This is a genomic window from Methylophaga sp. OBS1, assembly GCF_026319365.1.
In genome coordinates, this window is sequence record NZ_JAPDMS010000003.1 from 406,476 (window position 1) to 430,568 (window position 24,093).

General features: G+C 51.7%; 26 protein-coding genes. 5 read left to right on the forward strand and 21 right to left on the reverse strand.

Annotated features, from left to right (window positions below; all coding sequences use genetic code 11):
- Nucleotides 1-69 precede the first annotated feature (69 nt).
- From OMQ46_RS11300 to OMQ46_RS11340, 9 genes are all read right to left on the reverse strand, one after another.
- Nucleotides 70-645 (reverse strand): class II aldolase/adducin family protein, encoded by a 576-nt coding sequence (locus OMQ46_RS11300; protein ID WP_266237007.1) that lies wholly within the window; start codon nt 643-645, stop codon nt 70-72.
- Nucleotides 629-1,849: a tetratricopeptide repeat protein gene (locus OMQ46_RS11305; RefSeq protein WP_266237009.1), complete on the reverse strand. Its 1,221-nt coding sequence runs from the start codon at nt 1,847-1,849 to the stop codon at nt 629-631. The genes OMQ46_RS11300 and OMQ46_RS11305 overlap by 17 nt, the downstream gene beginning before the upstream one ends.
- Complete coding sequence (locus tag OMQ46_RS11310) at nt 1,846-2,511, reverse strand: energy transducer TonB (RefSeq protein WP_266237011.1); 666 nt, start codon at nt 2,509-2,511, stop codon at nt 1,846-1,848. Before OMQ46_RS11310 ends, OMQ46_RS11305 begins: the two co-directional genes overlap by 4 nt.
- A 9-nt stretch (nt 2,512-2,520) precedes the next feature.
- Nucleotides 2,521-2,928 (reverse strand): ExbD/TolR family protein, encoded by a 408-nt coding sequence (locus OMQ46_RS11315; protein ID WP_266237013.1) that lies wholly within the window; start codon nt 2,926-2,928, stop codon nt 2,521-2,523.
- 9 nt (nt 2,929-2,937) lie between these two features.
- Nucleotides 2,938-3,462: a MotA/TolQ/ExbB proton channel family protein gene (locus tag OMQ46_RS11320; protein WP_266237015.1), complete on the reverse strand. Its 525-nt coding sequence runs from the start codon at nt 3,460-3,462 to the stop codon at nt 2,938-2,940.
- Nucleotides 3,446-4,801, reverse strand: coding sequence for a MotA/TolQ/ExbB proton channel family protein (locus OMQ46_RS11325; protein WP_266237017.1), 1,356 nt, complete (start codon nt 4,799-4,801; stop codon nt 3,446-3,448). Before OMQ46_RS11325 ends, OMQ46_RS11320 begins: the two co-directional genes overlap by 17 nt.
- Nucleotides 4,798-5,571, reverse strand: coding sequence for a DUF3450 domain-containing protein (locus tag OMQ46_RS11330; protein WP_266237018.1), 774 nt, complete (start codon nt 5,569-5,571; stop codon nt 4,798-4,800). Before OMQ46_RS11330 ends, OMQ46_RS11325 begins: the two co-directional genes overlap by 4 nt.
- A gap of 326 nt (nt 5,572-5,897) precedes the next feature.
- Entirely contained in the window at nt 5,898-6,533 is a 636-nt protein-coding gene (locus OMQ46_RS11335) for a response regulator transcription factor (RefSeq protein WP_266237019.1), read from the reverse strand.
- Nucleotides 6,442-7,866 (reverse strand): LapD/MoxY N-terminal periplasmic domain-containing protein, encoded by a 1,425-nt coding sequence (locus OMQ46_RS11340; RefSeq protein ID WP_266237020.1) that lies wholly within the window; start codon nt 7,864-7,866, stop codon nt 6,442-6,444. Before OMQ46_RS11340 ends, OMQ46_RS11335 begins: the two co-directional genes overlap by 92 nt.
- Nucleotides 7,867-7,948: 82 nt before the next feature.
- Here OMQ46_RS11340 and hemL point away from each other — a divergent pair, with 82 nt between their 5' ends.
- From hemL to OMQ46_RS11365, 5 genes are all read left to right on the forward strand, one after another.
- The gene (gene hemL, locus OMQ46_RS11345; RefSeq protein WP_266237022.1) at nt 7,949-9,229 is read left to right on the forward strand and encodes a glutamate-1-semialdehyde 2,1-aminomutase; all 1,281 of its coding nucleotides are present in this window, start codon (nt 7,949-7,951) and stop codon (nt 9,227-9,229) included.
- Nucleotides 9,230-9,349: 120 nt separating this feature from the next.
- Complete coding sequence (gene sbcB / locus OMQ46_RS11350) at nt 9,350-10,786, forward strand: exodeoxyribonuclease I (RefSeq protein WP_266237023.1); 1,437 nt, start codon at nt 9,350-9,352, stop codon at nt 10,784-10,786.
- Between the two features lie 122 nt (nt 10,787-10,908).
- Nucleotides 10,909-13,026 carry a TonB-dependent receptor gene (locus OMQ46_RS11355; RefSeq protein WP_266237025.1) on the forward strand — a complete coding sequence of 706 codons (2,118 nt, stop codon included), beginning with the start codon at nt 10,909-10,911 and terminating at the stop codon, nt 13,024-13,026.
- A 125-nt stretch (nt 13,027-13,151) separates the two neighbouring features.
- Nucleotides 13,152-14,651 (forward strand): B12-binding domain-containing radical SAM protein, encoded by a 1,500-nt coding sequence (locus OMQ46_RS11360; protein ID WP_266237026.1) that lies wholly within the window; start codon nt 13,152-13,154, stop codon nt 14,649-14,651.
- 201 nt (nt 14,652-14,852) lie between these two features.
- Nucleotides 14,853-15,038: a DUF1289 domain-containing protein gene (locus OMQ46_RS11365; protein WP_266237027.1), complete on the forward strand. Its 186-nt coding sequence runs from the start codon at nt 14,853-14,855 to the stop codon at nt 15,036-15,038.
- A gap of 3 nt (nt 15,039-15,041) precedes the next feature.
- Here the strand turns inward: OMQ46_RS11365 and OMQ46_RS11370 are convergent, their stop codons facing one another.
- From OMQ46_RS11370 to OMQ46_RS11425, 12 genes are all read right to left on the reverse strand, one after another.
- Nucleotides 15,042-15,608, reverse strand: a complete 567-nt coding sequence (locus OMQ46_RS11370; RefSeq protein WP_266237028.1) for a hydrolase — start codon at nt 15,606-15,608, stop codon at nt 15,042-15,044.
- Nucleotide 15,609: 1 nt separating this feature from the next.
- Complete coding sequence (locus tag OMQ46_RS11375; RefSeq protein WP_266237029.1) at nt 15,610-16,929, reverse strand: TolC family outer membrane protein; 1,320 nt, start codon at nt 16,927-16,929, stop codon at nt 15,610-15,612.
- Between the two features lie 176 nt (nt 16,930-17,105).
- Nucleotides 17,106-17,429 (reverse strand): rhodanese-like domain-containing protein, encoded by a 324-nt coding sequence (locus OMQ46_RS11380; RefSeq protein WP_266237030.1) that lies wholly within the window; start codon nt 17,427-17,429, stop codon nt 17,106-17,108.
- A gap of 15 nt (nt 17,430-17,444) precedes the next feature.
- A complete protein-coding gene (locus tag OMQ46_RS11385) occupies nt 17,445-18,101 on the reverse strand; it encodes a protein-L-isoaspartate O-methyltransferase family protein (protein WP_266237032.1) in 657 nt (218 codons plus the stop codon).
- A gap of 126 nt (nt 18,102-18,227) precedes the next feature.
- Entirely contained in the window at nt 18,228-19,019 is a 792-nt protein-coding gene (locus OMQ46_RS11390) for an ABC transporter permease (RefSeq protein ID WP_266237033.1), read from the reverse strand.
- A complete protein-coding gene (locus tag OMQ46_RS11395; RefSeq protein ID WP_266237034.1) occupies nt 19,016-19,948 on the reverse strand; it encodes an ABC transporter ATP-binding protein in 933 nt (310 codons plus the stop codon). Before OMQ46_RS11395 ends, OMQ46_RS11390 begins: the two co-directional genes overlap by 4 nt.
- Nucleotides 19,938-21,131 carry a pyrroloquinoline quinone biosynthesis protein PqqE gene (pqqE, locus tag OMQ46_RS11400; RefSeq protein ID WP_266237035.1) on the reverse strand — a complete coding sequence of 398 codons (1,194 nt, stop codon included), beginning with the start codon at nt 21,129-21,131 and terminating at the stop codon, nt 19,938-19,940. Before pqqE ends, OMQ46_RS11395 begins: the two co-directional genes overlap by 11 nt.
- On the reverse strand, nt 21,103-21,387 hold the full coding sequence (pqqD, locus tag OMQ46_RS11405) for a pyrroloquinoline quinone biosynthesis peptide chaperone PqqD (protein ID WP_266237036.1): 285 nt from the start codon (nt 21,385-21,387) through the stop codon (nt 21,103-21,105). The genes pqqE and pqqD overlap by 29 nt, the downstream gene beginning before the upstream one ends.
- The gene (gene pqqC, locus OMQ46_RS11410; protein WP_266237037.1) at nt 21,384-22,121 is read right to left on the reverse strand and encodes a pyrroloquinoline-quinone synthase PqqC; all 738 of its coding nucleotides are present in this window, start codon (nt 22,119-22,121) and stop codon (nt 21,384-21,386) included. Before pqqC ends, pqqD begins: the two co-directional genes overlap by 4 nt.
- 33 nt (nt 22,122-22,154) lie before the next feature.
- Nucleotides 22,155-23,069 (reverse strand): pyrroloquinoline quinone biosynthesis protein PqqB, encoded by a 915-nt coding sequence (gene pqqB, locus OMQ46_RS11415; protein ID WP_266237038.1) that lies wholly within the window; start codon nt 23,067-23,069, stop codon nt 22,155-22,157.
- 105 nt (nt 23,070-23,174) lie between these two features.
- Nucleotides 23,175-23,246, reverse strand: coding sequence for a pyrroloquinoline quinone precursor peptide PqqA (gene pqqA, locus OMQ46_RS11420; RefSeq protein ID WP_081443609.1), 72 nt, complete (start codon nt 23,244-23,246; stop codon nt 23,175-23,177).
- A 488-nt stretch (nt 23,247-23,734) separates the two neighbouring features.
- Nucleotides 23,735-24,093 (reverse strand): PQQ-binding-like beta-propeller repeat protein (locus OMQ46_RS11425; protein ID WP_323135158.1); only part of this gene is annotated, 359 nt, incomplete at its 5' end.

A 24,093-nucleotide genomic window follows, 5' to 3' on the forward strand; every position in this document is an offset into this window, starting at 1 on the left:
GTGACTTTGGATGAGTCGTTATGACTAGTGAAGCGTGAAATTGTTGCGAAAAGATGGCCGGGCTGTCGCTTAGCGGTCAATCTGATGCGCCAACCAGGCTGTTTTGGCCGACAATTCCAGCGAACAACTCCATTTATACGCGAGATTGATCGTTTCTGCACAGGCATAAACACCATGGCCGGCAACCACAGTGACTTTATAATCTTTGAGATTGGCGGCGACCAGCGCCGGCGATTTGGCGACATAATCCTGATAGGGAATGGTCACAACCGGTACCCGGGGAAAGTACAATTGCCCCTCAAAATCGACCGGCACAAAGTCCTGCCCTTTCAAGGTCAATGCCACTGTATGCGGTCCATGACTGTGCAACACGGCGCGGGCCTGCGCATTCTGCCGGTAGACTTCAATATGCAAGGGCGCATCCAATGAAGCACCCTCCTCGCGACTGCCGTCAATATGGCAACGGACCAGATCTTCAGGCTTCAGCGTGTCGGCACAACAACCGCTGGGGGTCACCCAGATTTCATCGTGCCAGCGCAGCGACGCATTACCGCTGTGAGAGTCATTGCAACCAAACTGGCGCAGCCACTGATAATGCTGCACCAGTGCCTGCTTGAGCTGATTCAGATCAGCTTGTCTCGGCATTATTTTGTCTCTGAAGGATATCATCGATGTGGCGTAGCCACTGCCCTGCCTGACTTGACTGACTTTCAAAGGCCATCGCCCGACTGAAAGCCGCTTTGGCCTGCTCCAACTGGTCCAGGTGGAAGTAACTGGTACCCAGCAATAACTGTGCACGCCCTTTGTTATTGCCCTGCAAGGACCCCACCACCGGACTCAGGGTATCAATCACCTGCTGCCAGTCTTCAGTGGCTAGGTAAACCTGGGCCAGTTTCAGGTGGGTTTTGCCGCTGTTGTCTTTCGACAGCATTTGTTTCAGCGTTTCTGCCGCCAATGCGTCTTCACGGGCTGCCATCCAACTATCAGCCAGCTTCTCCAGATGCTTGAAGTCAGACGGAATCACACCCTCATTCATCGCTCTTTCCAGCAGTTTGCCGGATTTGTAGGGCACACGCAGGTAACGATACATATCGGCCAGATTGACTAGGGTTTTGGGATCGCCCAGATCCAGTCTGTCAGCCAGCATACGCACGGCGAGAGAAGTGAATTCTTTCTCCTGTTGCTGGTACAGGGCGGCCAGTTGATCCCAGTATATTTTGCGGTGCGGGTAGCGGGTAATGAGAATTTCCAGCACATTGATCGCTGACTTATATTGATTCAGCGACATATGCGCAGACAATTGCAGTCGATACCAGTCTTCCTTGGGATCACGATCGTTTTTAATCGCAGTGCGGATATGTTCGATGACTTTACTGAAATTCTCGACCCGGTAATAAGCGGTGGCTAACAACACATAGACGCTATTGTCAGCCTGCCCCTCACTGGCAAGCCATTGTTCCATCAGGGCAATGCCTTTACTGTACTGTCCGTCAGCGATCAGAATCTGAGCCAGGTTGTAACGCAGGTTGTGGGTCACATCCTCAGGCAACGCATCGGCATCCAGCGCTTCCTGAAAGGCAGCAGCAGCCCGATCATACTGTGCCTGTTCCGAATGCAGGTAGCCGATTGTTTGTTGTACAACGGCACGGTCATAACTGCCTGCCTCTGTCTGGGCCAGCAACTCATTGAGACGTCGTCCAGCCTCGCCGAATTGTGTCTGCTCCATCAATTCCTGTGCTTTACTCAGCGCTTCATAGGTCTTCTGGGTCAGTAAATACTCCTCATCCTGTGCCAGCACTGGTGGCACACTCAGACTCAGCAACAACAATGTGGTAAGCAATTTTCTCATCGTGACAGTTTGAACTCGATTTCCTGGGTCGCTTGTCTTTCCACCGGCTGACCTTCCACCAGTTTAGGTTTGAATTTCCATTTCAGTACAGCTTCAATGGCTTCATCATTGAAGACGTTAGAGGGTTGTGCCCTGACAACTTTTGCATCACGAACCGTACCATCTTTGGTGATAATGAACTGTACCGTCACCACCCCTTCAATGCCGCGTCTGGCAGCCACACGCGGGTATTGCGGTGGTATCCGCACCAGTGGCATCACCTCATTATCGATGATGGGCCCCTCTACCGGTACCGGCGCCGGGGCTGGTGCTGCTTTCGGTGCCTCGGCAAAATCTCCCAGATAAGGACCGCCAGTGATGTCCATCGGCACATCAATGCGTGGCATATCCATCTGTGGCGTATCCGGTTGAGGCCGGTCAGTCTGTGGTGCCGGCGTTTCCGGTGGCGGTGGTGGCTCTTCAGGTGGAGGCGGCTTTTTTGGCAGTTCGCGTTGTTTGGTTTCCGGCTGCGTCTCTTCCTGTTTAATACGGACAAAATCAAGCAGGCGGATCTCTTCAGTCAGTTGCTTGTCGACTTCCTTGTTGCTGATCATGTGCTGCATCAGCACAAACAGGCCGAAGTTCACCAGCAGCGCCAGAATAATGCCTATCGCCAGTCTCATAAAAAGCGTTTAATCCCGTTCGGCTGCAATCGATACGTTAGAAACACCGGCCAGCCTTGCCTGATCCATGACCTCAATCAGAAGACCGGTTTTGGCTTCTTCGTCGGCAAGAATAATGACCGAGCCTTCCGGATTTTCAGCATGCATGCGCTCGACATTGGCACGAACTGCACGACGATCAATCTGACGCTTGTCCATCCAGATTTCATCATTGGCTCTGATTGAAATCAGAATGTTGGCCCGTTCTTTCTTGACCGCTGTTTTCGCCGTAGGCCGGTTCACATCAACGCCGGTCTCCTTGACAAAAGAGGTGGTGACAATAAAGAAAATCAGCAGTATGAACACCATATCAATCAACGGCGTCATATTGATGTCTGCAATGCCACCGCTTTGTCTGCGGGAGTGTCGGTTTCTCATCTCTAGTTCCTAATCTCTTCGCAAAGCATCGGCCACGTTGTCGACCTCACGTGATACCCGCTGGCTCAGTTGAGTGCTGAAATACAGGCCGGACAGGGCCGTCAGCAGCCCGCCCATCGTGGTGATCAAAGCGACTGAAATACCACCGGCCATGCCCCGGGTATTGCCGGTTCCGAATACGGTCATGACATCAAAGGTCTGGATCATACCGTTGACCGTACCCAGCAGCCCCAGCATCGGTAGCGCCACAGTCAGGGTTTTAATTGACATCAGATAACGCGACAGCGCTATTCGGCTTTCGGCAATCATGCCCTGGCGGATTTGATACGCATACCAACTGGTGCGGTCGCGACGCTCCTGCCATTCCCTAATCAAGTGCTTGACCTGTTTGGGATGCTGAAAATACACGTAGATATAACGTTCTATAATCAGCGACCACATCAGAATCGATGCCAGCAGAATAATCCACAGCACAAAACCGCCGCTTTCCATCAGCAGCTGTATCTGAAACAGGCCGTTAGTCAGACTGTCCATTCTGTGTTTCCGCGTTGCGGGCCACGATCGAAGCACTTTCCTCATCCAGAATCTGGATCAGGCGATTGGATTTGCTCGACAGGCCACTGTGAATCAACAGTAACGGGATAGCCACTGCAAGGCCCAGTTCCGTCGTCACCAGTGCCTGGGAAATGCCACCGGACATCAATTTCGGATCACCGGTCCCGAACAGGGTGATGGACTGGAAGGTTTCGATCATGCCTGAAACGGTACCCAGGAGACCCAGCATCGGCGCAATGGCGGCCAGAATTGCCAGGGTGATCAGCCCCCTTTCCAACTTGGGCATTTCTCTCAGGATGGCCTCATCCAGTTTGAGCTGCAGGGTTTCGACATCCTGTGCCAGTTTGTCGTTGTAAACCGACAGAATCCGACCCAGTGGGTTTTTCTGGCTAATCTCTTTCTGTTTCTGTTGTTTAGCGACACCACTACCCGCCCGCTGCAAGGACAGGAACTGCAACATCGCGACCAGCAGACCCACTGCGCCCAGAACCAGGATAATGTAACCAATCCAGCCACCTTGTTCGATGCGCTCTTTCAGGGTTGGGGTCTGCACCAGCAGCGCCATTATGGCGCCACGCGTAGGATCGACTACCGCTGGCATCAATTCTCCGGCCTCCGCATCGGCAAACTCCGTCATCAGCTCTCGGAGGCGGTCGACCGGTTGTCTAGCCAGTTCCACCAGATTGCCGGTTTCAGACAGATAACGCAGAAATTTACCCTCACTGAAAGCGGTAAACACACCAACACGGGTAACTGTCTGTTCCGCCACTTCACCGGTCACCGTGATCACCGGTGCCTGAAACTGCTTCACCTTACCGGAAGCGGTCATTTCTTCCTGCAGAGTCAGCCATAGTTGACGCAACTCGTCGATAGTGGGTTGCTGCTTGCTTTCACTCAATTGCGCCAGAAAATCCAGACGTTCTTTGCGTGTTACTGAGGTCATTGAACTTTGCAGCACACTATTGCTGTCGCTGGCAATTTGACGCACTGTACCAAACAGTTCACCCAGAGAGCCGGATTTTTCGTCCAGTAACGCCTGCTGTTCTGCCAGCGTCTGCTCCAGTTCGTTAAAGGAGGAGTTCAACCGCTGGGTGCGCTGCTCTTCTGCTCTCAGTTGCTGACGCGCCTGTTCCAGCAGGCGCGCCTGCTCGTCATGAGCCTCAACAAACTCGGCTTCACGCAATTTATTCTGTTGCTGCTCCAGTACCCGGTCACGTTTCACCTGCTCCAGCAGTTCATCCAGGTTGGCTGGTTTCTCCTGTGCTGCCAGTGGCAAGCTCAGCCCCAGCATCAGGATCAGGGAGATTAAAGATTTCATTGTTCACCTCCCGATGCTTTCAGCGGCAGCACCATCAAATCCGGTGGTAGTTGTTTGCGAGCGACTTTCAGGCCATCCGCAATGGGTTGCAGATAATTATCAGGTAAAGTCTGCCATTGGCCGGACTCGGTATCCCAGACTCCAGCCTCACGACCGTCCAGAGTAAGATAGTAGAGATTGACGCGACCAATTCTGAGGAAGTCGACCGTGCGGTTATCACCTTCCTTGTTCAGATCCGCCTGATAAGCCTCGATGGTACGACCATACTCGGTTTCCACCTGATAGGCTTCCATGATGCGACGGTATTTTTCTGAGAGAGAAACGTCAGCGCGGCCCATCATGGTTTTCAGCGCAACGAGACGGTCGTTGCGTTCCTGTTGCAGGAAGGGAATGTCCAGTGTGACGAACTGTTCCAGCACCTCAATCATTTTACTCATTAACGGCACGATATCGCGCTGTGTGGTCTCGATGTTCTGTAACTGCAGACTGATCGAATCCAGTTCGTTTCGTTGTGAGCTGACCAGTTGTTCCAATTGGTCGTTGTAGGTTTTCAGACTCTGGGTTTGACGCAGGATATCGCGATACTGCGCCAGCATGTCCGTGGTTTCATCGTCCAGGTTATCGATCGTTTCCTGTGATTCCTGTGCGGCGATATCTGTATCGACTTGCGTGTCGATAGCGTCCTCAAGAGCACCAGCGCCCGCTGTCAGCGGTAGCGTCAACATTAACGCCAGAGGCCAGCCCCGTCTTATCGTCTGCTTTAATTGCATAGATATCCAATCCCATATTTGCCGATAGCTCGGCATTGTAAAAGCATCATCTTAACAAGAGAAGGGATTTTACAATAAACAATAGAGATTCGCAATTAAGAAGCGTTCTCAAATAAAGTGACAGGCAAAAAAAAGCCGGGTAACAGGGTACCCGGCGAAACCTTCATAGAAGGAGAGAGAAATATAAGACTATAGAAGCTGAAAATTTCTATAACTTGATGCAAATATTAACGCTTGCAAGTCATTCTGGGATGAGCGACTTATCCCAATAAAACGGGAATTTATTCCTGTGTTTCTCTTCCTTCTCTGTCCAGCATTAACTCAGGCTAGGACGACAAACCATGGCTGATGGCAAAACGCATTAATTCCGCTGTTTTGTTGATGTCGAGCTTACTTTTAATCTGAGTCAGGTTATTCGCCACCGTTTTATAGCTGATCCCCAGCACATCGGAAATTTCATTCATGCTCTTGCCCTCGCCCAGCAAGCGCAGAATTTCCAACTCACGACGCGACAAATCACTGAGCGCACTGGTACCGGCATCGATATTCAGCATGGCCAGTTGCTGGGCCATATCGGGGCTCAGATAGATCTTGCCATCCAGCACTTTTTCCACCGCTTCGACCAGGTGGTCAGCGGCGTTGTTCTTGGTGATGTAACCACGAGCGCCGGCCTGCATCGCTCTGGACGCAAACACCGGATCTTCATGCATGCTGAACATCAGCACCTTGGCATCTTCACGATTAGCGCGAATCCGACGTAGCACTTCCAGCCCCCCCATGCCCGGCAAGGTGATATCCAGCAACACCATGTCAGGATACTGTTCCTGGAACAGCCGGTAACCTTCCTCGCCGGTTTCAGCCTCGAAAACCTTAGCCGAGGGTATCTGCTGGATGAGCTGTCGACAGCCGGCCCGAACTATCGGATGATCGTCCACCACCAATATCGTTACTGCCTGTTTCATTGTTTGTTTCACCTTTCAATGGAATTAATACCCGCACCTGCAGGCCATGTCCTTCTGCTGTATCGAATGCGATCCGGCCACCCAGTGCCGTGACCCGTTCACGCATGCCTATCAGACCGAAGCCTCGCACCATACTGGCATCAAGCCCCTTTCCGTCGTCGGTGACGGCGACTTTCATCGCATCGCCGTCACGGCGCACTTCGACTTTGACATGACTGGCGTTAGCATGGCGGACACAGTTCGTAGTGCATTCCTGCACCACCCGATAAACCGTTACCTGCAACGTATCTGGCAGATCATGGAAATCACCGACAAAGTCCCATTCCCAGTCGATTTCCGGCTGGCGGTCGCGCCAGTTGTGCAACATGTCGCGCAGAGCTTCCGCAAGGCCCAAATCATCCAGCGTCATTGGCCGCAGGCGGCTGAGCATCTTACGAACCAACGACTGGATATGATTCGTAATGGTTTTGACTGAGCCGACTTTTTCTTCAATCTGAGGAATCTGTTTTTCTTCAGCCAGACGTTCGATCTCGCCCAGGTCCACTCGGATACCAAACAGACAGGGCGCCAGTTCATCGTGCAGTTCCCTCGCCAGATCGCGGCGTTCTGATTCCTGCAGACTGAGCATATTCCCGGCCAGAGCATGATTTTCTGCCATGGTTTTTTCCAGCACGCTGGCCATATGGTTAAAGCGGATCTGAATCGGGTTCAATTCTTTAACGGCAGTGGTATCGACCCGTGCGCCAAAATCACCCTGTTCCAGATGACCCAGCGCATCTGATAACTGCGACAGTGGCTTCAGTCCCTGTCTCAGTGCCATGTAGATCAGAGCCAGAATCAATAACAGGAATATCAGTCCCAGCCAGAACAGCGTGTTGATATCCTGCCAGACCTCGGTCACCTCATCGCTGGGGTCCGCCTCCACGACTAAATAGCCGTATGACTTACTGCCCTTGGTGATCAGTCGCCGGAAAGCCACCGCTTCCGGTTCCATCATCCGAATAAACCAGTCTGGCGCATCTGGCTTGTTAAAGAAGCCAACCTGGTCCTCCTGGCCAATCAGCGGCTGACCATTCATGTCTTCAAACCAGGCCCGGATGTGACGGGTATGGCGCACACTATCGACAATCAGTGTCAGACGCTCACTCAAATCATTGGAAAATCGTAATGTGGGCAGCGCATTAACCAGCAGGCCTTTCGCCAACTGGGTACTGGACGCCATTTCCTGTGCCAGCGCCTGTCTGGCATTCTGTACCATCAGATAACCCGCGGCAGCGAAGTTAATCAGCAGAATAATGGTCACGATGATCAACAATCGTAATTTTAAACTCATGATCATTTGCTTATTGCATAGATAAGTTAGAATTATCGCATATCTTGCTTCTACACATTATCGGAGAGATTTAGGACACAGCATGCAAACCAATCACGAATTGTTTCAAAGAGCACAAAAGCACATTCCCGGCGGCGTTAACTCCCCGGTTCGGGCATTTAAGGGTGTCGGTGGCGACCCGGTCTTTTTCCGCGAAGGCAAAGGTGCCTGGCTGACCGATGCTGAAGGCAAACAATACGTGGATTACATCGGCTCCTGGGGACCGATGATTGTCGGTCATGCGCATCCCGATGTGTTAAATGCAGTCAGTGAGGCGGTGCAACACGGTCTCGGTTTCGGTGCCCCAACCGAAGTGGAAACCACCATGGCTGATCTGGTCTGTGAGCTGGTGCCTTCCATGGAACTGGTACGTATGGTCAGTTCAGGCACCGAGGCGACGATGAGCGCGATTCGCCTTGCCCGTGGTTACACCGGCCGCGACAAAATCGTGAAATTCGAAGGTTGCTATCACGGTCATGCGGACTCCCTGCTGGTCAAAGCCGGTTCAGGCGCATTGACGCTGGGCGTTCCCTCTTCCGCCGGTGTGCCTGCGGCACTGGCAGAACACACGCTGACGCTGCGATTCAATGATATGGATTCGGTGCGTGAATGCTTCGAGCAGGTGGGTGACGACATTGCCTGCATTATCGTCGAACCGGTCGCCGGCAACATGAATTGCATCCCGCCAGAACCCGGTTTTCTTGAGGGACTGCGTGAAGTCTGCGACCAGTATGGCAGCGTGCTGATTTTTGACGAAGTCATGACCGGTTTCCGTGTCGCCCTGGGAGGTGCCCAGGCGCATTACGGTGTGACACCGGATCTGACCACTTTCGGCAAGGTCATTGGCGGCGGTCTGCCAGTCGGTGCCTTCGGCGGTAAACGGGAAGTGATGGAACACATTGCGCCACTGGGCCCGGTCTATCAGGCTGGCACCCTGTCAGGTAACCCCATTGCGATGGCGGCCGGTCTGGCGACACTGAACCTGATAAAACAGCCTGGCTTCCATGATAGTCTCAGTGCCGCCACCAGCAAGCTGGTTGAGGGTCTGCAACAGGCGGCGAATGAAGCCGGAGTACCGATGACCACCAATCATGTCGGAGGCATGTTTGGCCTGTTCTTTACTGAAGATAAAAAAGTCAGCTATTACGAACAGGTTGCAGCCAGTGATCAGGAACGTTTCAAAAAATTCTTCCATGCCATGCTGGATCGCGGTGTCTATCTGGCACCCTCGGCGTTCGAAGCCGGCTTCCTGTCTGCCGCCCATGCTGACAGTGAAATCGCCAAAACCATCAGTGCCGCGAAAGAGGCCTTCGCGACCCTGTAAAGCTGTCTCTCGATATAAAGCCATACATCGCTATGCGGTGTATGGCTTTTTTATGTCAGCTTGTTCTCCTGGCAAGGCTCGGTTAACTTAAGTTTACTCACCTTCAGACACAGACATTTTATGACCACGCTTTATTGGCACGACTACGAAACTTCCGGCATCGATCCCCGCTTTGACCGGCCCATGCAGTTTGCCGGTGTCCGCACTGACGAAGATCTGAATATCATCGGTGAGCCCCTGATGATTTACTGCAAGCCCGGTGGTGATTTTCTGCCCCACCCACAGGCGGCGCTGGTCACCGGTCTGACTCCGCAGCAGGCAGAAAAAGAGGGGCTGACAGAGGCCGAATTCATCGCCCGCATTCATGACGAACTGGCCGAGCCCGGCACCTGTGGCGTCGGCTACAACAGTCTGCGATTCGATGATGAGTTCACCCGCTATACGCTGTTCCGTAATTTTTATGATGCCTATGCCCGTGAATGGCAGAATGGCAATTCACGCTGGGATATTATTGACATGGTGCGGCTGACCCGGGCCCTACGCCCTGAAGGCATCCATTGGCCCGATCGGGAGGACGGCAGGCCCAGTTTTCGTCTGGAAGATCTGACTGCGGCCAATGGTATCGAACATAGCGGTGCGCATGATGCCCTGGCTGACGTCTACGCCACGATTGAGATGGCCAAACTGATCAAAAATGCTCAGCCTAGGCTATATGACTTTGTCTTCAATCATCGCCGCAAACATGATATCGCTCCACTACTGAATCTGAACGAACGTAAACCGGTCATCCATGTCTCGCGGATGTACCCAGGTGACTACTGTGGTACTGCCCTGGTGGTGCCGCTGGCCAAGGATCCGACCAATAACAATGGCATCATTGTCTACGATCTGCGCCATGATCCCAGCGATTTGATTGAACTGGATGCCGACACCCTGCGGCAAAGACTGTTTACCGCCAGTGCTGATCTGGAAAACGGCGCCAGCAGACCCGCCCTGAAAACCCTGCATATCAACAAATGTCCGGTGGTGGTTCCGGCCAGCACGCTGGATGATGAAGCCGCAGCGCGTTTGCAAATTGATCGTAAAGCGCATGATCAACATCTGGCGATGCTCAATGCTGCTGGTGATTTAACCGCCAAGCTGAATGCTATTTTTACCAGACCCGAGTTCGAACCGGTTGATGATCCGGATGCCAGTCTCTACAGCGGTGGTTTTTTCAGTGATAACGACAAGCGCAAAATGGAAGTCATCCGCAGCGCTGAACCGGAAATGCTCAAAACACTCTCCATCCCGTTTGAAGATAGTAGGCTGGATGAGTTGCTATTTCGCTATCGCGCCCGTAACTGGCCGCACAGCCTGTCAACGGAAGAACTTGAGCAATGGCGTCAGTTCTGCCGTGACCGACTGGGAGAAAAAGCCCCTCCACAAATCCTGAACTTCCGTCGCTTTGAACAGGCACTGACTGAGGCGCAGCACAGCACCGACGATACTGATCAACTGGCGCTATTAAGTGAACTCCATGACTATGCTGAATCACTGAAACAAAAGGTCAACTGAAGCTGCCTGGAGACATTTAAAAATACGAATAGTTCGCATATGTATTAACTTTTACATAATCCTTGTGTAGACTTTGAAAAAAGTTTGAGCCTCATCACCTTTCACAAGGAAAGTCTATGCGAATGACACATTTAATCGGCAGCCTCCTCCTTGGTTCGCTCGCCCCACTTAGCGCCCACGCCGACCCGGAGCCGACTCAATTGAGCCCCGTCATTGTTACTGGCCAGAAAATCGAACGAACACAAATGGAAACCGTGGCGAGTGTACGGGTGGTCGACAGTGAAGAACTGGACAACGGCACCCGCAATGACAATCTCTATGAACTGATTGAAATGCTGCCCAATGTCACCAACACCAGTGGTTTTAACAGCCTGGCGATCCGAGGCATCGCCAATGCAGGCGCTACCGGCGCTGATAGTGGTGCCGGGACCATTGGTGTTTATATCGATAATGGTTTGCTGACGTCACGCAGCATTCAGGATAATGCTATCAGTACCTGGGATCTGGAGAGTGTCGAAGTCCTTCGTGGTCCCCAGTCAACTACTTCCGGTCGAAACTCTCTGGCTGGTGAAATTCGACTGAAAACCAAAGACCCGGAATTTATCAGTAACGGTAAAGCCAGAGTCGCTTACGGTGAGGACAATACCTATCAGACGGCGATCATGCAGACCGGTGCGATCACAGATAACCTGGCATACCGCCTCAGCGGTGATTACCAGAGTACCGATGGCTTTGTTGATAACGATATCCTGAATGACAGCGATTTTAACCGTAACTATAACGCCAATATGCGCGGTAAGCTGCTTTACCTTACGCCCAACGATGGTGAAATCCTGCTGACGCTCAATAATAACCGCTTCTATGAGCATGGTGATGGTGCTGTCGATGATCGCCAGAGCGGTCGTCATAGCCGACTCAACTTCCCGAGTAGTTGGGAAACCGAGAGCAATACCGTTTCACTGGATATCATCCAGCCTCTCAATGATGTTCTGACATTCGAATCCAGAACCGGCTATGTACACAGTGACTTCGAGCGTGATACTGACTTCGATGGTAGCCCGGGTGATGCACTGCTTTTTCAGGAAACCGATGAGTACAAGTTCAATCAGGAATTTTTACTGAAATATGATAAAGACCGCGTGCGTGCCGTCACCGGCGTGTTTTTCGCCAAAGGTAAACTGGAAGATGCCTATTCGACAGATAATGTGCAGGCACCGACAACTGACCTGCTGGGCTTTGACATTGTTGTTAACTCAATCAATGCTGTTGACGAGGAATTCGAGACCGCCGCATTGTTTGCCGATATCGATTTCAACCTGACCGATAAACTGACCCTGCTGGCCGGCCTGCGTGCAGATTATGAAAAGCGGAACAGCAACGTTGAAACACTGATTGAGCGAAATGCGTCTTATGGTGTTTTTGACCCAACGATTGATGGCTTTCTCGCCGGCCTCAGTGGTCAGCGGGATGGAGATGAAAGCTACTTCAACCTGTTGCCCAAACTGGGCTTCAACTACATGTGGTCTGACACACTTTCCACCGGCTTTGTCGTTCAGCGTGGTTATCGTCCGGGCGGTATTTCCACTAACCCGATTCGAGGGGAGGCCCGTTCGTTTGATGAAGAGTTCACTACCCATTACGAGGCCTCTCTGCGTTCTCTGCATCTTGAGAAACGTCTCAACCTGAACCTCAATGTGTTCTATACCGACTGGAAAGATCAGCAGGTCACCGTGGCCCCACCGGGCGCATTTAATCCACTGGATGTTTTTATTATCAATGCTGCTGAGTCCAAGCTCTATGGCTTTGAAATTGAAGGCAAATTCGCTGTTAACAGCAACTGGGATTTATTGGCCGGTATTGGCTACAGCATGACTGAGTTTGATGATTTTGAGGCGAATGATGTCGATTATTCCGGTGACGAATTCCAGTTCGCCAGAAACTGGACTGCCAATTTCGCCAGTACCTATCGCTTCGACAATGGCTGGTTTATCAACGGTAATGTCTCCTACGCCAACAAGGGTGAGGATCGTCTGGGCACTGACAACACTGAGCTTGATGCTTATACGCTGGTGAACCTGAAATTGGGGTATGAACAGGACCAGTGGGGCGCCTACCTATATGCCAACAACCTGTTCGACAAAGGCTACCGAACCGAGCGCTTCAATGAAGACTCTCTCTATGGCAACGCCGTTTATGGCGACCCGCGCGTCGTGGGGGTTGTCGCGACCTTGTCCTGGTAAGCTAGCGCTTTATAGTAAAAAAGGCCGGCTAGTCCGGCCTTTTTTAATGGCTTAGAAGTGAAAATAGTCTGCAGCATCAGTAGAATAGCGTACTCCTGATCACTGATAACGCCAGCCCCGCTGATATGACAATACTCCTGAGCACCCTCAACGCCCGCTATATGCACACTGCATTTGGCCTGCGTTACCTGTATGCCAATCTGGGCGATTTGCAGTCTCAGGCTGAGATTGTGGAGTTCACTATCCAGGAAAGGCCACTGAATATTGCCGAGAAACTGCTTAGTTATCAGCCGGCGATCATCGGTTTTAGTGTCTATATCTGGAATGTTGCCGAAATCCATGACACGGTCGCTTTAATCAAGCAGATAGCACCGGACATCATCATTGTGCTGGGCGGCCCTGAAGTCAGTCATCACCCGGATTTACCGGCAGTGTGTGAGCTGGCGGATTATGTCATTAGCGGTCAGGGCGAGCAGAGTTTCCGCCAGTTATGTGAGCAGGTTCTGGATGGTAGTGCTCCTGAAGCCAAACTGATTGAAGGCCAGCCGATGAAGCTGGATGAAATAGCGCTGCCCTACCGTTTTTATAACGATGAAGATATTCGTAACCGGCTGATCTATGTGGAAGCCTCCCGCGGCTGCCCCTTTAAATGCGAGTTCTGCCTGTCAGCGCTGGATAAAACAGCCACCCCTTTCCCGCTGGAAGCCTTTCTGCAGGAAATGGATCAGCTCTGGCAGCGCGGTGTGCGTAACTTCAAGTTTATCGACCGCACTTTCAACCTGAAAGTCAGTACCAGTATCCGCATCCTTGAATTCTTCCTGGAACGCATGAGTGATGATCTGTATCTGCACTTTGAGCTGGTGCCGGATAATCTGCCGGAAAAACTCAAGGCCGTGCTTAAACGCTTTCCTCCCCAGAGCCTGCAGTTTGAAATCGGCATACAGACCTTTGACCCTGATATCCAGACGCTGATCAGCCGCCGACAGAATAATGACAAAACCCGCGACAATATTCGCTGGTTGCGCGAACACACCGGTGCTCACCTGCATACTGATCTGATTTTCGGCCTGCCTGGCGACACGCTGGACAACTTTGCTAACAGCTTTGATCTACTGGTATCACTCAATCCACATGAAATTCAGTTAGGCATTCTTAAAAGACTGCGCGGTGCGCCGCTCAACCGCCATAATGATCCCTATGATCTGCGCTTCAATCCACAGCCGCCCTACAACATTCTGTCGACCAGCAGCGTTGATTTCATGACTATGCAGCGGGTTAACCGCTTTGCGCGCTTCTGGGACATGATTGGCAACTCCGGTCGTTTTATCAATACGCTGCCTCTGATACTGGGGGAGCAGCCGTTTAATCGCTTTATGCAGCTATCCGACAGGCTGTATGAACTGGCGGGTCAGAGTTACAAAATTAACCTGCGACGGTTGTTTGAAATGATATATGTGGTGATGACAGAAGAGTTGGGTATTGAGCCTGAACGGGTCAAAGCGCAGCTTAAACTGGATTATGCCCGTGCCAATATCAAGGGTGTGCCGGATTATGAAAAACTGCCGAGCCTCACTAAAAAAGCCAAAGCCGGTGTCGCCAACAAGCGGCAGATGCAGCACGCCTGAGGATTCACTGCTGACAGTCATGCTGCATCGCTCTGCAAAACGATAACGCTTTTTCATTGCGAGTCGACACTATTGAATATTCCAGGCCGGGACTGGATTGCTTCGCTATGCTCGCAATGACAGGCAAATTATTTTGTGCAAGCGCCGCGCTATTGATACTTCTCTTATCCAATGAAGCATTAAACAGATAAAATAAGGCTCATGAACCAGCCAGAATTTGTACCCAGCCCCTGTATTCGTAAATGCGGTCTTGATGAACGTGAAATCTGCCGCGGCTGTTTTCGCTCGATTGATGAAATTATCGGCTGGGAAACAATGGACACTGAAGCCCGTCAGCAGACACTGGAGAATTGCCAGCAGCGGCGTGAAAAGCGGATACGGCGTTAAACGCTAAACAATCAGCTTGGCGAGCGCCCTGAATTCCGGGTGCGCAGCATCGCCCAGCCACTCGAACAAAACCGACTCGACATTAGTGATCACCGCACCAGCCAGCCGCATCCTCTGCAGGGCATTGAACTGGTTACCCTTGGCGCGTGAGCTGACCGCATCTTCTATCACAAACACCTCATAGCCCTGTTTGAGCAAATCCAGCGCCGTTTGTAAAATACAAATGTGGGTTTCCATACCGGTCAGGAAAACTTGTTTGCGATCACTTTGCTGCAGAAACTGATTAACGGCCTCGACTTTCGCGGAAGAAAACCTGGTCTTTTCAATCACCGCTGTGTCGGCCGGTAATTTGCTTCGGATTGGGGCTTCCAGAGGCCCCAGCCCCTTGGGATACTGCTCTGTGGCAACCACTGGCACCGACAGCGCCTGCGCTGCAGTAAGCAGGACTTCCACCTGTTCGACCACACGATCACGCACACCCTGAGGCATGGCCGCGGTCAGTTTTTCCTGAATATCGATCACCATCAGCAAACTGTTATCGCTGTCTGCAATCGACATATTGATTTCCATGCTACGCCCCCAGCCAAGTGTTGATCTGTTGTAAATCCTCAACCGTGACGATACCGGCCGCCTGTTTCAGACGCAAGGTATCCAGAATGTAGTCATAACGCGAACGGGCGTAATCGCGGCGGGCACTGAACAGGTTACGACGAGCGTCGAGTACATCGACCGTGGTCCGGGTGCCGACTTCATAGCCTGCCTGGGTCGATTCCAGGGCTTTCTCATTGGAGATAACCGCCTGTTTCAGGGCTTTCACCCGACTGATTCCCGATATCACCCCATTGAATGACTCACGGGTCTGGCGGGTGATAAGACGCCGTTGTTCTTCCTCGTTCTGCATCGCTTCGTCGAGTCGGTAGGCGGCTTCACGAGTTCGTGATACCACAGCCCCCCCTTCGTAGATGGGCACATTCACCTGCAGGCCGATAATGTCGGTGTGGGTTTTAGTGCTGCCGCTGAAGTTACCATCGCTCTGGGAGCTGTAATTTTTCTGCGCCACCAGATCCAGGCTGGGGTAATGGCCACTTTTCTGCAATTCGATTGTCTGTTCCGCATTATCGACATTGCTCCTGGCCACCATCAGCGCAGGATTCTGTTGTAAAGCTGTCTGACTCCATTCATCTATACTGGCTGGTTCGGGACTGACCAACGGTGATTCCGTCTCCAGTTCAGCTAAATTTTCTACATAGGTGCCGGTGGTCTCACGCAGTTGTTCGTTGGCGTTGGCCAGTGCGTTTTCAGCTTCAATCACAGCAGCACTGGCCAAGTCGAATGCGGCCTGCGCTTCGGTTACGTCGGTAATCGTCGCCATGCCCACATCAAAGCGTTGCTGTATCTGTTCAAGCTGCTTGGCGATCGCCTCTTTTTCGGCCAGCGCGAAAGTCAGATCATCTTCTGCGCCCAGCACCCCGAAATAGCGTTCCGCCACCCGCACGATCAGGGTCTGCTCGACCACAGCATAGCTGGCCGCAGCCCCCTCAATGGCAATATCAGCCAGATTGCTTTGAACAAAATTCTGACGCCGATAAACCGGCTGAACCAGGCTCAGTGAGTAGCCATGATCGTTGTATTCGGTCTTACCACCAATAAAATTCTGTGCTGAGGCATCAACCCGGGTTTTGTTGGTATTTGCCGTTAAGTCAACCTGCGGCAGAAAGTTTGCCAGTGCCTGGTCATCCAGTTCGCCTACAGCCTGGCGCGATGCCGCTTCAGCCAGTAACTGCGGATCACTTTTCAGCGACAGGGTGAATACATCGATCAGGTCCTCGGCCCAGACCTGGGGTGACATGATGGCGGATGCCAGCATGGCGCTTAATGCGAGTTTTTTCATGTTCCTTCCTTTGGCATTGCGATGTTTGTGTGCATCTATAGGATTTAAGGCATTTAATTCATCGCTGATTTTAACAAACCGACCAGTCGGTATGTTAGCTGGAAATGAGGACAGTGCCAAACACAGAACAACGTATTGATCACGACACAGTAGTCCTTGTCGTTATAACAAGCTGCCTAGTAGACTGTCATGCTGGTATCAACCTGACTTGCCCAGTCGTTCATACCACCATCCAGATTAATGACGTCTGTGAAGCCCACATGTTCCATAAACTGACCAACCTGTGCGCTGCGTTTACCACTGCGGCAAATCAACACGACAGTTTGATCTTTATAGGAAGCAAACTCTTCCAGTCGACCCGGCATATCATTCATCGGGATATGGATGGCGCCATCAATCACACCATTAGCCAGTTCATGCGGCTCCCGCACATCAATCAGTAAAGGTTTTACACCACTCTGCAGTAGCGCCTGCAGGTCAGTTGCATTCATTTGTTTCATGGTTTTCTCAGTATTTCAGAATTCAAATTCCGCTTTGGGTTCAGCGTGGAGCATGGCAGGAATAACGGTTTCAAACAGTGATCGTGTCTGCCATTCCCGTTCATTGATCCGCTGCACTAATTGTACCGACATCGCCGGTGGCTTGCCGACAACAGCCAGCAGCCGACCTCCCACTTTGAGTTGGTTGAGATAGTCATCCGGTATGCTAATGACTGCCGCGCTAATCACAATCACATCCACCCGCTCAGCTAAAGGCCAGGATTTAGCTGCATCGCCCACCTGGAAATCGACATTATGTATATCAAGATCCAACAGGCGCTCGTGTGCCTGACGGGAGAGTTCTTCAAAATAATCGACACTGATCACCTTGCCAGAAAGTCTGGCGAGTAAGGCGGTGAAATAGCCAGAACCGGTGCCAACTTCGAGCACAGACTCATCCCCTTTCAGAGCCAGTGCCTGTAAGATCCTGCCTTCCACCATCGGCGGCAGCATGGTCTGACCGCAGCCTATTGGCAATTGCACGTCTGCGTAAGCAAGCCCTCTCAGAGACGGCGGCAGAAACTTGTCACGAGGGATAGTTGAGATGACCTCTAGCACGCGGGCATCAGCCACCTCATTCGGCCGCAGTTGCTGATGGACCATATTAAAATGGGCTTTATCTTGCTCGCTCACTGACTACTCCTGTGCTAACGCGGGGTCGAGTGGCTAGGATAAGTGCTTTCTTATATAGCTGCAAGCAGTGACAAGACACGTCCGAGACAACCGCAGATCGGCTTTTAGACTCACTCTAAAGCGGTATCAGGGCTTTTTGCCAGTGACTCGGTGAAACAGGGGTTCGTGTACAGACTCACGCGAGAAACGCCAGCAGGCAATCACTATAGCCAGCATCGAAAATCCTCCCAGCACGGCAATGTCTGTCAACACTGAGAAATCACTCGCTGCTGCCGGCACCGCGTGTTTCATCAGATCAACGCCATAACTGAAAGGGTTGATCAGCACCACATATTTGAGTAGCGCCGGTAGTTGTGACACCGGATACAGCGCACCACTCAAAAAGAACAGCGGAAAGATAAAGAAATTCATAATCACGGCAAAGTTATCCAGTGTTTTGGACCAGGCAGCGATTAACCCGCCAATCGCTGCGCAACAAATAGCCGTCGCAAACGCCGGTATCAGCAGTAATAAAGCGATGTTCCAGTCAATAAGCCCGATGAGGACCAGTATCACCAGCAGCATAAAAGCCTGCACCATGGCGATAATAGTCGCAGCTATCAGCTTGGCGATCACAATCCAGTAATGCTCAATGGGCGCAATCATCATCATCCGCATGACGCCGAATTCTTTGTCATACACCAGGGTTAATGCCGACAGTAAAGCGGCAAACAGCAGGGTCATCGCAACAATACCAGGAACCAGAAAACCGAGGTAACCTTCCTGTTGACCGCCCTGCAGCATACTGCCGACACCACTACCGATCACCAGCAGCCAGATCAGCGGCCTGACCATGCTGCTGATAAGCCGTCCCCGCTGACGGAAGACTTTGCTTAATTCTCGTCCGGCGACAGCTTTGACGGCTAACCAGTTCTTCATGTCACGACTCCGGTCTCAGGAGGACACACCGTCCACAGATATACATCATTCAGATTGGGTTTGCGCCACTGCAATGAAATTACGGCATCACCCAGCGACTGCTGCAATTGGGTGAAATCGACATTTTTGTCTTTAACCCGATAAGTCAGATGTTCATCTTCCCAGATAGGCTGACCGTACTCAGGGCTCAGTGCCTTGTTTACAGCCTCAGTATCGGCACAATCAATCTCCAGAATATAAGCCGCGAGATCGCGAATCAGCGCATTGGGTGCACCACCATACTGCAACTCACCTTTCTGGATAAAATCCACACGATCACAGGCCACGGCTTCTTCCAGATAGTGGGTGGTGAGGAACACGGTCATGCCCTCTTCCTTGCGCAGTTGCTCGACAAACCGCCAGATCGCACGACGGTTTGGCAAATCGAGACCGATAGTGGGTTCATCCAGAAACAGGACTTTAGGTTTGTGCAACACGCCGCGGGCAATATCTACTGCGCGGCGCTGGCCACCGGATAGAGCAACCAGCTTCATATGCCGTTTTTTCTGCAAACCGAATATCGACAGGAGTTCATCAATTCGCTCATTGGCCTGGACAGGTTTGAGATTGTAGAGCGCCGCCGCAAACTGCAGATTTTCATCGACCGTCATCATCCGGTCGAGTGCGGAATCCTGAAACACCAGCCCCACGGTACCTCGAATGGCCACCGGCTGTTCCACTACCGATTTATCCGCGATAAAGGCCTCACCTGAAGTCGGCGACGTCATCGTGGTCAACATATGAATGGTCGTACTTTTACCCGCGCCATTGGGGCCAAGCAGGCCATAGAACTGACCGGACTGGATGGTTAAATCGAGGTTATTAACGACAACGGCCTGACCATAGCGTTTGGTCAGGCCGCTGGCGCGAATCGCGAATTTAGAAGCCACTGATTTCTTTTGAATTTTTTGGATTTCTGAAGACTAAAGGTTTGGATTCCTGAGCCGGTTTAGCGGCCTCCTCCCTGCCACGTTCAATCGCTTCCAGTATCAGATGGTGATCAGGCGACTTGCTACATACGGGATCGGCCATGGCCGGATCGCCAGTAAGCATGTAAGCCTGACAGCGACAGCCGCCGAAATCCTTGAAACGCTCATCACAGCTGCGGCAGGGCTCTTTCATCCAGTCGAAGCCGCGGAAGCGGTTGAAGTCATTGGAGTCTTCCCATATTTCGCGAATGCTCAGATCCCGCACATTGGGTAGTTCCATACCGGGCAGATCACGTGCCGCATGACAAGGCAGCGCAGTACCATCAGGGGTGATTGTCAGAAATACATTGCCCCAACCGTTCATACAGGCTTTGGGGCGTTCTTCGAAATAGTCGGGCACCACGTAATAAATTTTCATGTTGCCTTTCTGTTCTTCCTGGTAACGGTGCGCGGTCGCTTCTGCACGCTCAAGCTGTTCCTTCAGCGGCATCAGCTGATCGCGGTTGTGCATGGCCCAGCCGTAATACTGGGTAGTCGCCAGTTCCACATAATCCGCTTCCAGGTTGATAGCAAGATCCAGTATTTCATCCAGCTGATCAATATTCTGGCGGTGGGTCACAAAACACAGCACCATCGGGTAGCCGGCAGCTTTAACAGCTCGGGCCATATCGATTTTATGCTGAAACGCGTCGGTCCCCGCTATCAGGTTATTCAAATCTTCCGAGCTCGCCTGAAAGCTGACCTGAATATGATCCAGACCAGCGTCTTTGAAGGCCTGCGCTTTGGACGCATCCAGACCGATGCCGGATGTAATCAGGTTAGTGTAAAAGCCCAGGTTACGCGCTTCCTGGATCAGCTCCAGAATATCGGGCCGTGTCAGCGGTTCACCTCCAGACAGGCCCAGTTGGGTTGCCCCCATTGCGCGGGCCTGCTTGAACACATTAACCCACTCTTCCGTCGTCAGCTCGCTCTTGATTTGGGCGAAGTCCATCGGGTTGGAGCAGTATGGGCACTGCAAGGGACAGGCGTAAGTGAGCTCAGCCAGCAGCCAGAGTGGTTGTCGGATATGATTCTGGGAATTGAGGCCCATTTCACCGCCGGTGCTACCCGGGGCTTTATTCTGCTCTGATCCAGTCGTTGTCATGAGCTTCCTCCAAAAACTGATAGACGTCATCGTCCAATTCCGCACCGTTAAAGGCAGCTTTGAGCTCAGCGATGAGTTCGCCTACGGTTTGTTTTTTCTCGCTGACACGCTTGAGAATCTCACCGGCAGCAGGATTCAGTTTCACCATACCTTCAGGGTAGAGCAGGACATAACAGTCCTGTGCCGGTTCCCACTGGAATCGGTAACCCAGTGCCAGAACCGGCACTGTGTCAGCGTTGAATTTCGGTTGTGTCATTTTTCCACTTCCACGTCCATGCAATAGGGCGGACGGTTTTCGATATAGGCCATCCACATGGCATCCAGCATCGTCCATAGGATGTCGAGTTTGAATTGCAGCAGGTCAACGGCACGTTGCTGCTTTTCGCGGGTGTCGCAGTAATCCAATGTAATCTGTAAGCCGTGTTCGACATCACGTCTGGCTTCGCTCAGGCGCTTACGGAAGTAGCGGTAACCGCGCTCATCAATCCAGGGATACAGTTCCGGCCAGTTGTCGAGACGGGCCTGGTGAATTTTCGGCGCAAACAGTTCTGTGAGTGAGGAACCGGCTGCTTCCTGCCAGGGCGCGCGGCGGGCAAAATTGACGTAAGCATCAATCGCGAACCTTACACCGGGTAAGACATGCTCGTATGACCAGAGTTCTTCACGGCTCAGGCCAACGGATTCCCCCAATTGCAACCAGGCCTCAATACCCCCTTCCTGACCTTCGTAACCATCATGATCCAGAATGCGCTGTACCCAGTGTTTGCGCACTTCAGCATCTTCACAGTTAGCCATGATCGCCGCATCCTTGATAGGAATGGCAGTCTGGTAGTAGAAACGGTTGGCAACCCAGCCCTGAACCTGTTTCTGGTTCAGCTTACCCGTGTGCATCAACTTATGAAAAGGATGGTTGATGTGATACAGCGCTTCTTTATCGCGCAGTTTCTGTTCGAATTCTTCACGGGACCATGGGGCGGGTTTGTCTGACATGCTCTTTTCCTCTCTTTAATCTGATGGCAGTAATTACAGTTCGATATCCATGCCGTCGTAGGCGACTTCGATACCGGCTTTATTCAGAATCTGCCGTTGTTCCGATTCTTCATTCAGGATCGGATTGGTATTGTTGATATGAATCAGGATCTTGCGTGGTTTCTGCATGGCGTTGAGCAAGCTCATGATACCGCCCTCGCTGGACTGGTCTAAATGCCCCATCTCTTGCGCACGCTTGTCGCTAATACCTTCATTGGACATTTCATCATCAGTCCAGACAGTGCCATCTACCAGAATAGCATCTGCATTACTCATGTATTCCAGGACGTGGGGTTCGGCTACGCCCAGGCCCGGGGCGTAGAAAAGGTTTCTACCGGTGCGGGTGTCTTCGATTTTCATGCCGATATTGTCGCCGGGCACCGTATTGTGACGATGTGGTGAATATGGCGGTGCCTCACTTTTCAATGGCACAGCGGTAAACACCAAACCCTCAGCAGTGGGGATGGTGAAAGACGACTGATCGGTTGCGATTTCGTGATGATTAATGCCCCGGAAGTGCCCCAGAATGTTGAAAACCGGAAAACCGGTAGTCAAATCTTCATAAACCGCTTTAGTGGTATAAACCTCCCAGGGCTTGTTATGTTCACGCAGCGTCAGCATGCCTGTGCTGTGATCGATCTGAGCATCCGTGATTACAATTGCGGTAATCGCGGTGTCACGCACCTCACGTGCCGGTTGCAGGGCCGGGAAGTCATCCAGTTGTTTTTTGATATCGGGTGACGTGTTGAACAAAATCCAGTCAGTGCCGTTGGCGCTCACTGCAATTGATGACTGGGTTCGGGGGCTGGCTTTAATCGTACCCTCTCTTAAGCCCTTGCAGTTAGCGCAATTGCAGTTCCACTGCGGAAAACCACCACCTGCGCCTGACCCTAATACATGTACAAACATAAATGCCTCTATCCTTCTGCTAAACCGAATCACACTCGGTGAATGGGATTGGGTTTAACGTTGCCCGGGGCCACAGGGACCCCGAGCATACATCAATAACCGCTATTAACGGTTGCAGATGTACATGGTTACTTCAAAACCAAAACGCATATCTGAGTATTCAGGTTTAGTCCACATAGTTATATCCTCTCTAAATTTTTTAGAAACATTGGTCACCCGACCTATTCAGGTGACGCTTAAATGCTACACAGCTCTCAAACAAGCGACGTCAGGAATCCTCGCCTTGCTGTTCAGGATTTTCCTGAATTAACAGTTTGAACAAAACCCAGTCCGGGAGCGGTTTTGACGCTTAATTCGTCCCTGTTTATCGTGTCTGATTTTTGCTGGCGGGAAATTCTTCTCTATGCTTTAAGGGAAAAAACACCCTGATTATCAGGTTGTTTTACTCAAGTTTTCTGGCCCACTCATCAATAGAATATGAACCTGATATATTTCAGCTTCAAATATATCTCTCTCGTTTTGGCATCCGCATTCCCGATGCCAGGATTTTTTAGCCGGGCTTCTGCCCGGCTTTTTTTTACATAAAAAAAGACCCGACATCCTTCGATGCCGGGCCTTTTGTCAGACTTGTTCGATTAATGACTTAATCGAATTGGGTCTTGGTCTTACAGGCTGAATACGCTCAGCACACCACCCAGGTTAGTCCAGCTAGACAGTGACTTGTATGCACCGACTGCGCCCAGACCATCTGAGTCGCTTTCCAGGCTTGGGATCGCCATACCGATACCAGCCCAACCACCAACACCAGACAGGATGGAGATGTACTGCTTACCATCATGCTTGTAAGTGTTGACGTTACCGATGATGCCGGATGGGGTCTTGAAGCGGAACAGCTCGCGACCGGTTTGGGCATCAACCGCTTTCAGGTAACCTTCCAGCGTACCGTAGAACACAACGTCAGAGGCAGTGGCCAGAGCACCTGACCAGACTGAGAAGCGTTCCGGGTTGGACCAGACGATTTTAC

What these genes read in the sequence shown, in the direction of transcription:
- OMQ46_RS11300 (WP_266237007.1), bottom strand. Translation starts at nt 645, where the DNA reads ATGCCGAGACAAGCTGATCTGAATCAGCTCAAGCAGGCACTGGTGCAG.
- OMQ46_RS11305 (WP_266237009.1), bottom strand. Translation starts at nt 1,849, where the DNA reads ATGAGAAAATTGCTTACCACATTGTTGTTGCTGAGTCTGAGTGTGCCA.
- OMQ46_RS11310 (WP_266237011.1), bottom strand. Translation starts at nt 2,511, where the DNA reads ATGAGACTGGCGATAGGCATTATTCTGGCGCTGCTGGTGAACTTCGGC.
- OMQ46_RS11315 (WP_266237013.1), bottom strand. Translation starts at nt 2,928, where the DNA reads ATGAGAAACCGACACTCCCGCAGACAAAGCGGTGGCATTGCAGACATC.
- OMQ46_RS11320 (WP_266237015.1), bottom strand. Translation starts at nt 3,462, where the DNA reads ATGGACAGTCTGACTAACGGCCTGTTTCAGATACAGCTGCTGATGGAA.
- OMQ46_RS11325 (WP_266237017.1), bottom strand. Translation starts at nt 4,801, where the DNA reads ATGAAATCTTTAATCTCCCTGATCCTGATGCTGGGGCTGAGCTTGCCA.
- OMQ46_RS11330 (WP_266237018.1), bottom strand. Translation starts at nt 5,571, where the DNA reads ATGCAATTAAAGCAGACGATAAGACGGGGCTGGCCTCTGGCGTTAATG.
- OMQ46_RS11335 (WP_266237019.1), bottom strand. Translation starts at nt 6,533, where the DNA reads ATGAAACAGGCAGTAACGATATTGGTGGTGGACGATCATCCGATAGTT.
- OMQ46_RS11340 (WP_266237020.1), bottom strand. Translation starts at nt 7,866, where the DNA reads ATGAGTTTAAAATTACGATTGTTGATCATCGTGACCATTATTCTGCTG.
- hemL (WP_266237022.1), top strand. Translation starts at nt 7,949, where the DNA reads ATGCAAACCAATCACGAATTGTTTCAAAGAGCACAAAAGCACATTCCC.
- sbcB (WP_266237023.1), top strand. Translation starts at nt 9,350, where the DNA reads ATGACCACGCTTTATTGGCACGACTACGAAACTTCCGGCATCGATCCC.
- OMQ46_RS11355 (WP_266237025.1), top strand. Translation starts at nt 10,909, where the DNA reads ATGACACATTTAATCGGCAGCCTCCTCCTTGGTTCGCTCGCCCCACTT.
- OMQ46_RS11360 (WP_266237026.1), top strand. Translation starts at nt 13,152, where the DNA reads ATGACAATACTCCTGAGCACCCTCAACGCCCGCTATATGCACACTGCA.
- OMQ46_RS11365 (WP_266237027.1), top strand. Translation starts at nt 14,853, where the DNA reads ATGAACCAGCCAGAATTTGTACCCAGCCCCTGTATTCGTAAATGCGGT.
- OMQ46_RS11370 (WP_266237028.1), bottom strand. Translation starts at nt 15,608, where the DNA reads ATGGAAATCAATATGTCGATTGCAGACAGCGATAACAGTTTGCTGATG.
- OMQ46_RS11375 (WP_266237029.1), bottom strand. Translation starts at nt 16,929, where the DNA reads ATGAAAAAACTCGCATTAAGCGCCATGCTGGCATCCGCCATCATGTCA.
- OMQ46_RS11380 (WP_266237030.1), bottom strand. Translation starts at nt 17,429, where the DNA reads ATGAAACAAATGAATGCAACTGACCTGCAGGCGCTACTGCAGAGTGGT.
- OMQ46_RS11390 (WP_266237033.1), bottom strand. Translation starts at nt 19,019, where the DNA reads ATGAAGAACTGGTTAGCCGTCAAAGCTGTCGCCGGACGAGAATTAAGC.
- pqqE (WP_266237035.1), bottom strand. Translation starts at nt 21,131, where the DNA reads ATGACAACGACTGGATCAGAGCAGAATAAAGCCCCGGGTAGCACCGGC.
- pqqD (WP_266237036.1), bottom strand. Translation starts at nt 21,387, where the DNA reads ATGACACAACCGAAATTCAACGCTGACACAGTGCCGGTTCTGGCACTG.
- pqqC (WP_266237037.1), bottom strand. Translation starts at nt 22,121, where the DNA reads ATGTCAGACAAACCCGCCCCATGGTCCCGTGAAGAATTCGAACAGAAA.
- pqqB (WP_266237038.1), bottom strand. Translation starts at nt 23,069, where the DNA reads ATGTTTGTACATGTATTAGGGTCAGGCGCAGGTGGTGGTTTTCCGCAG.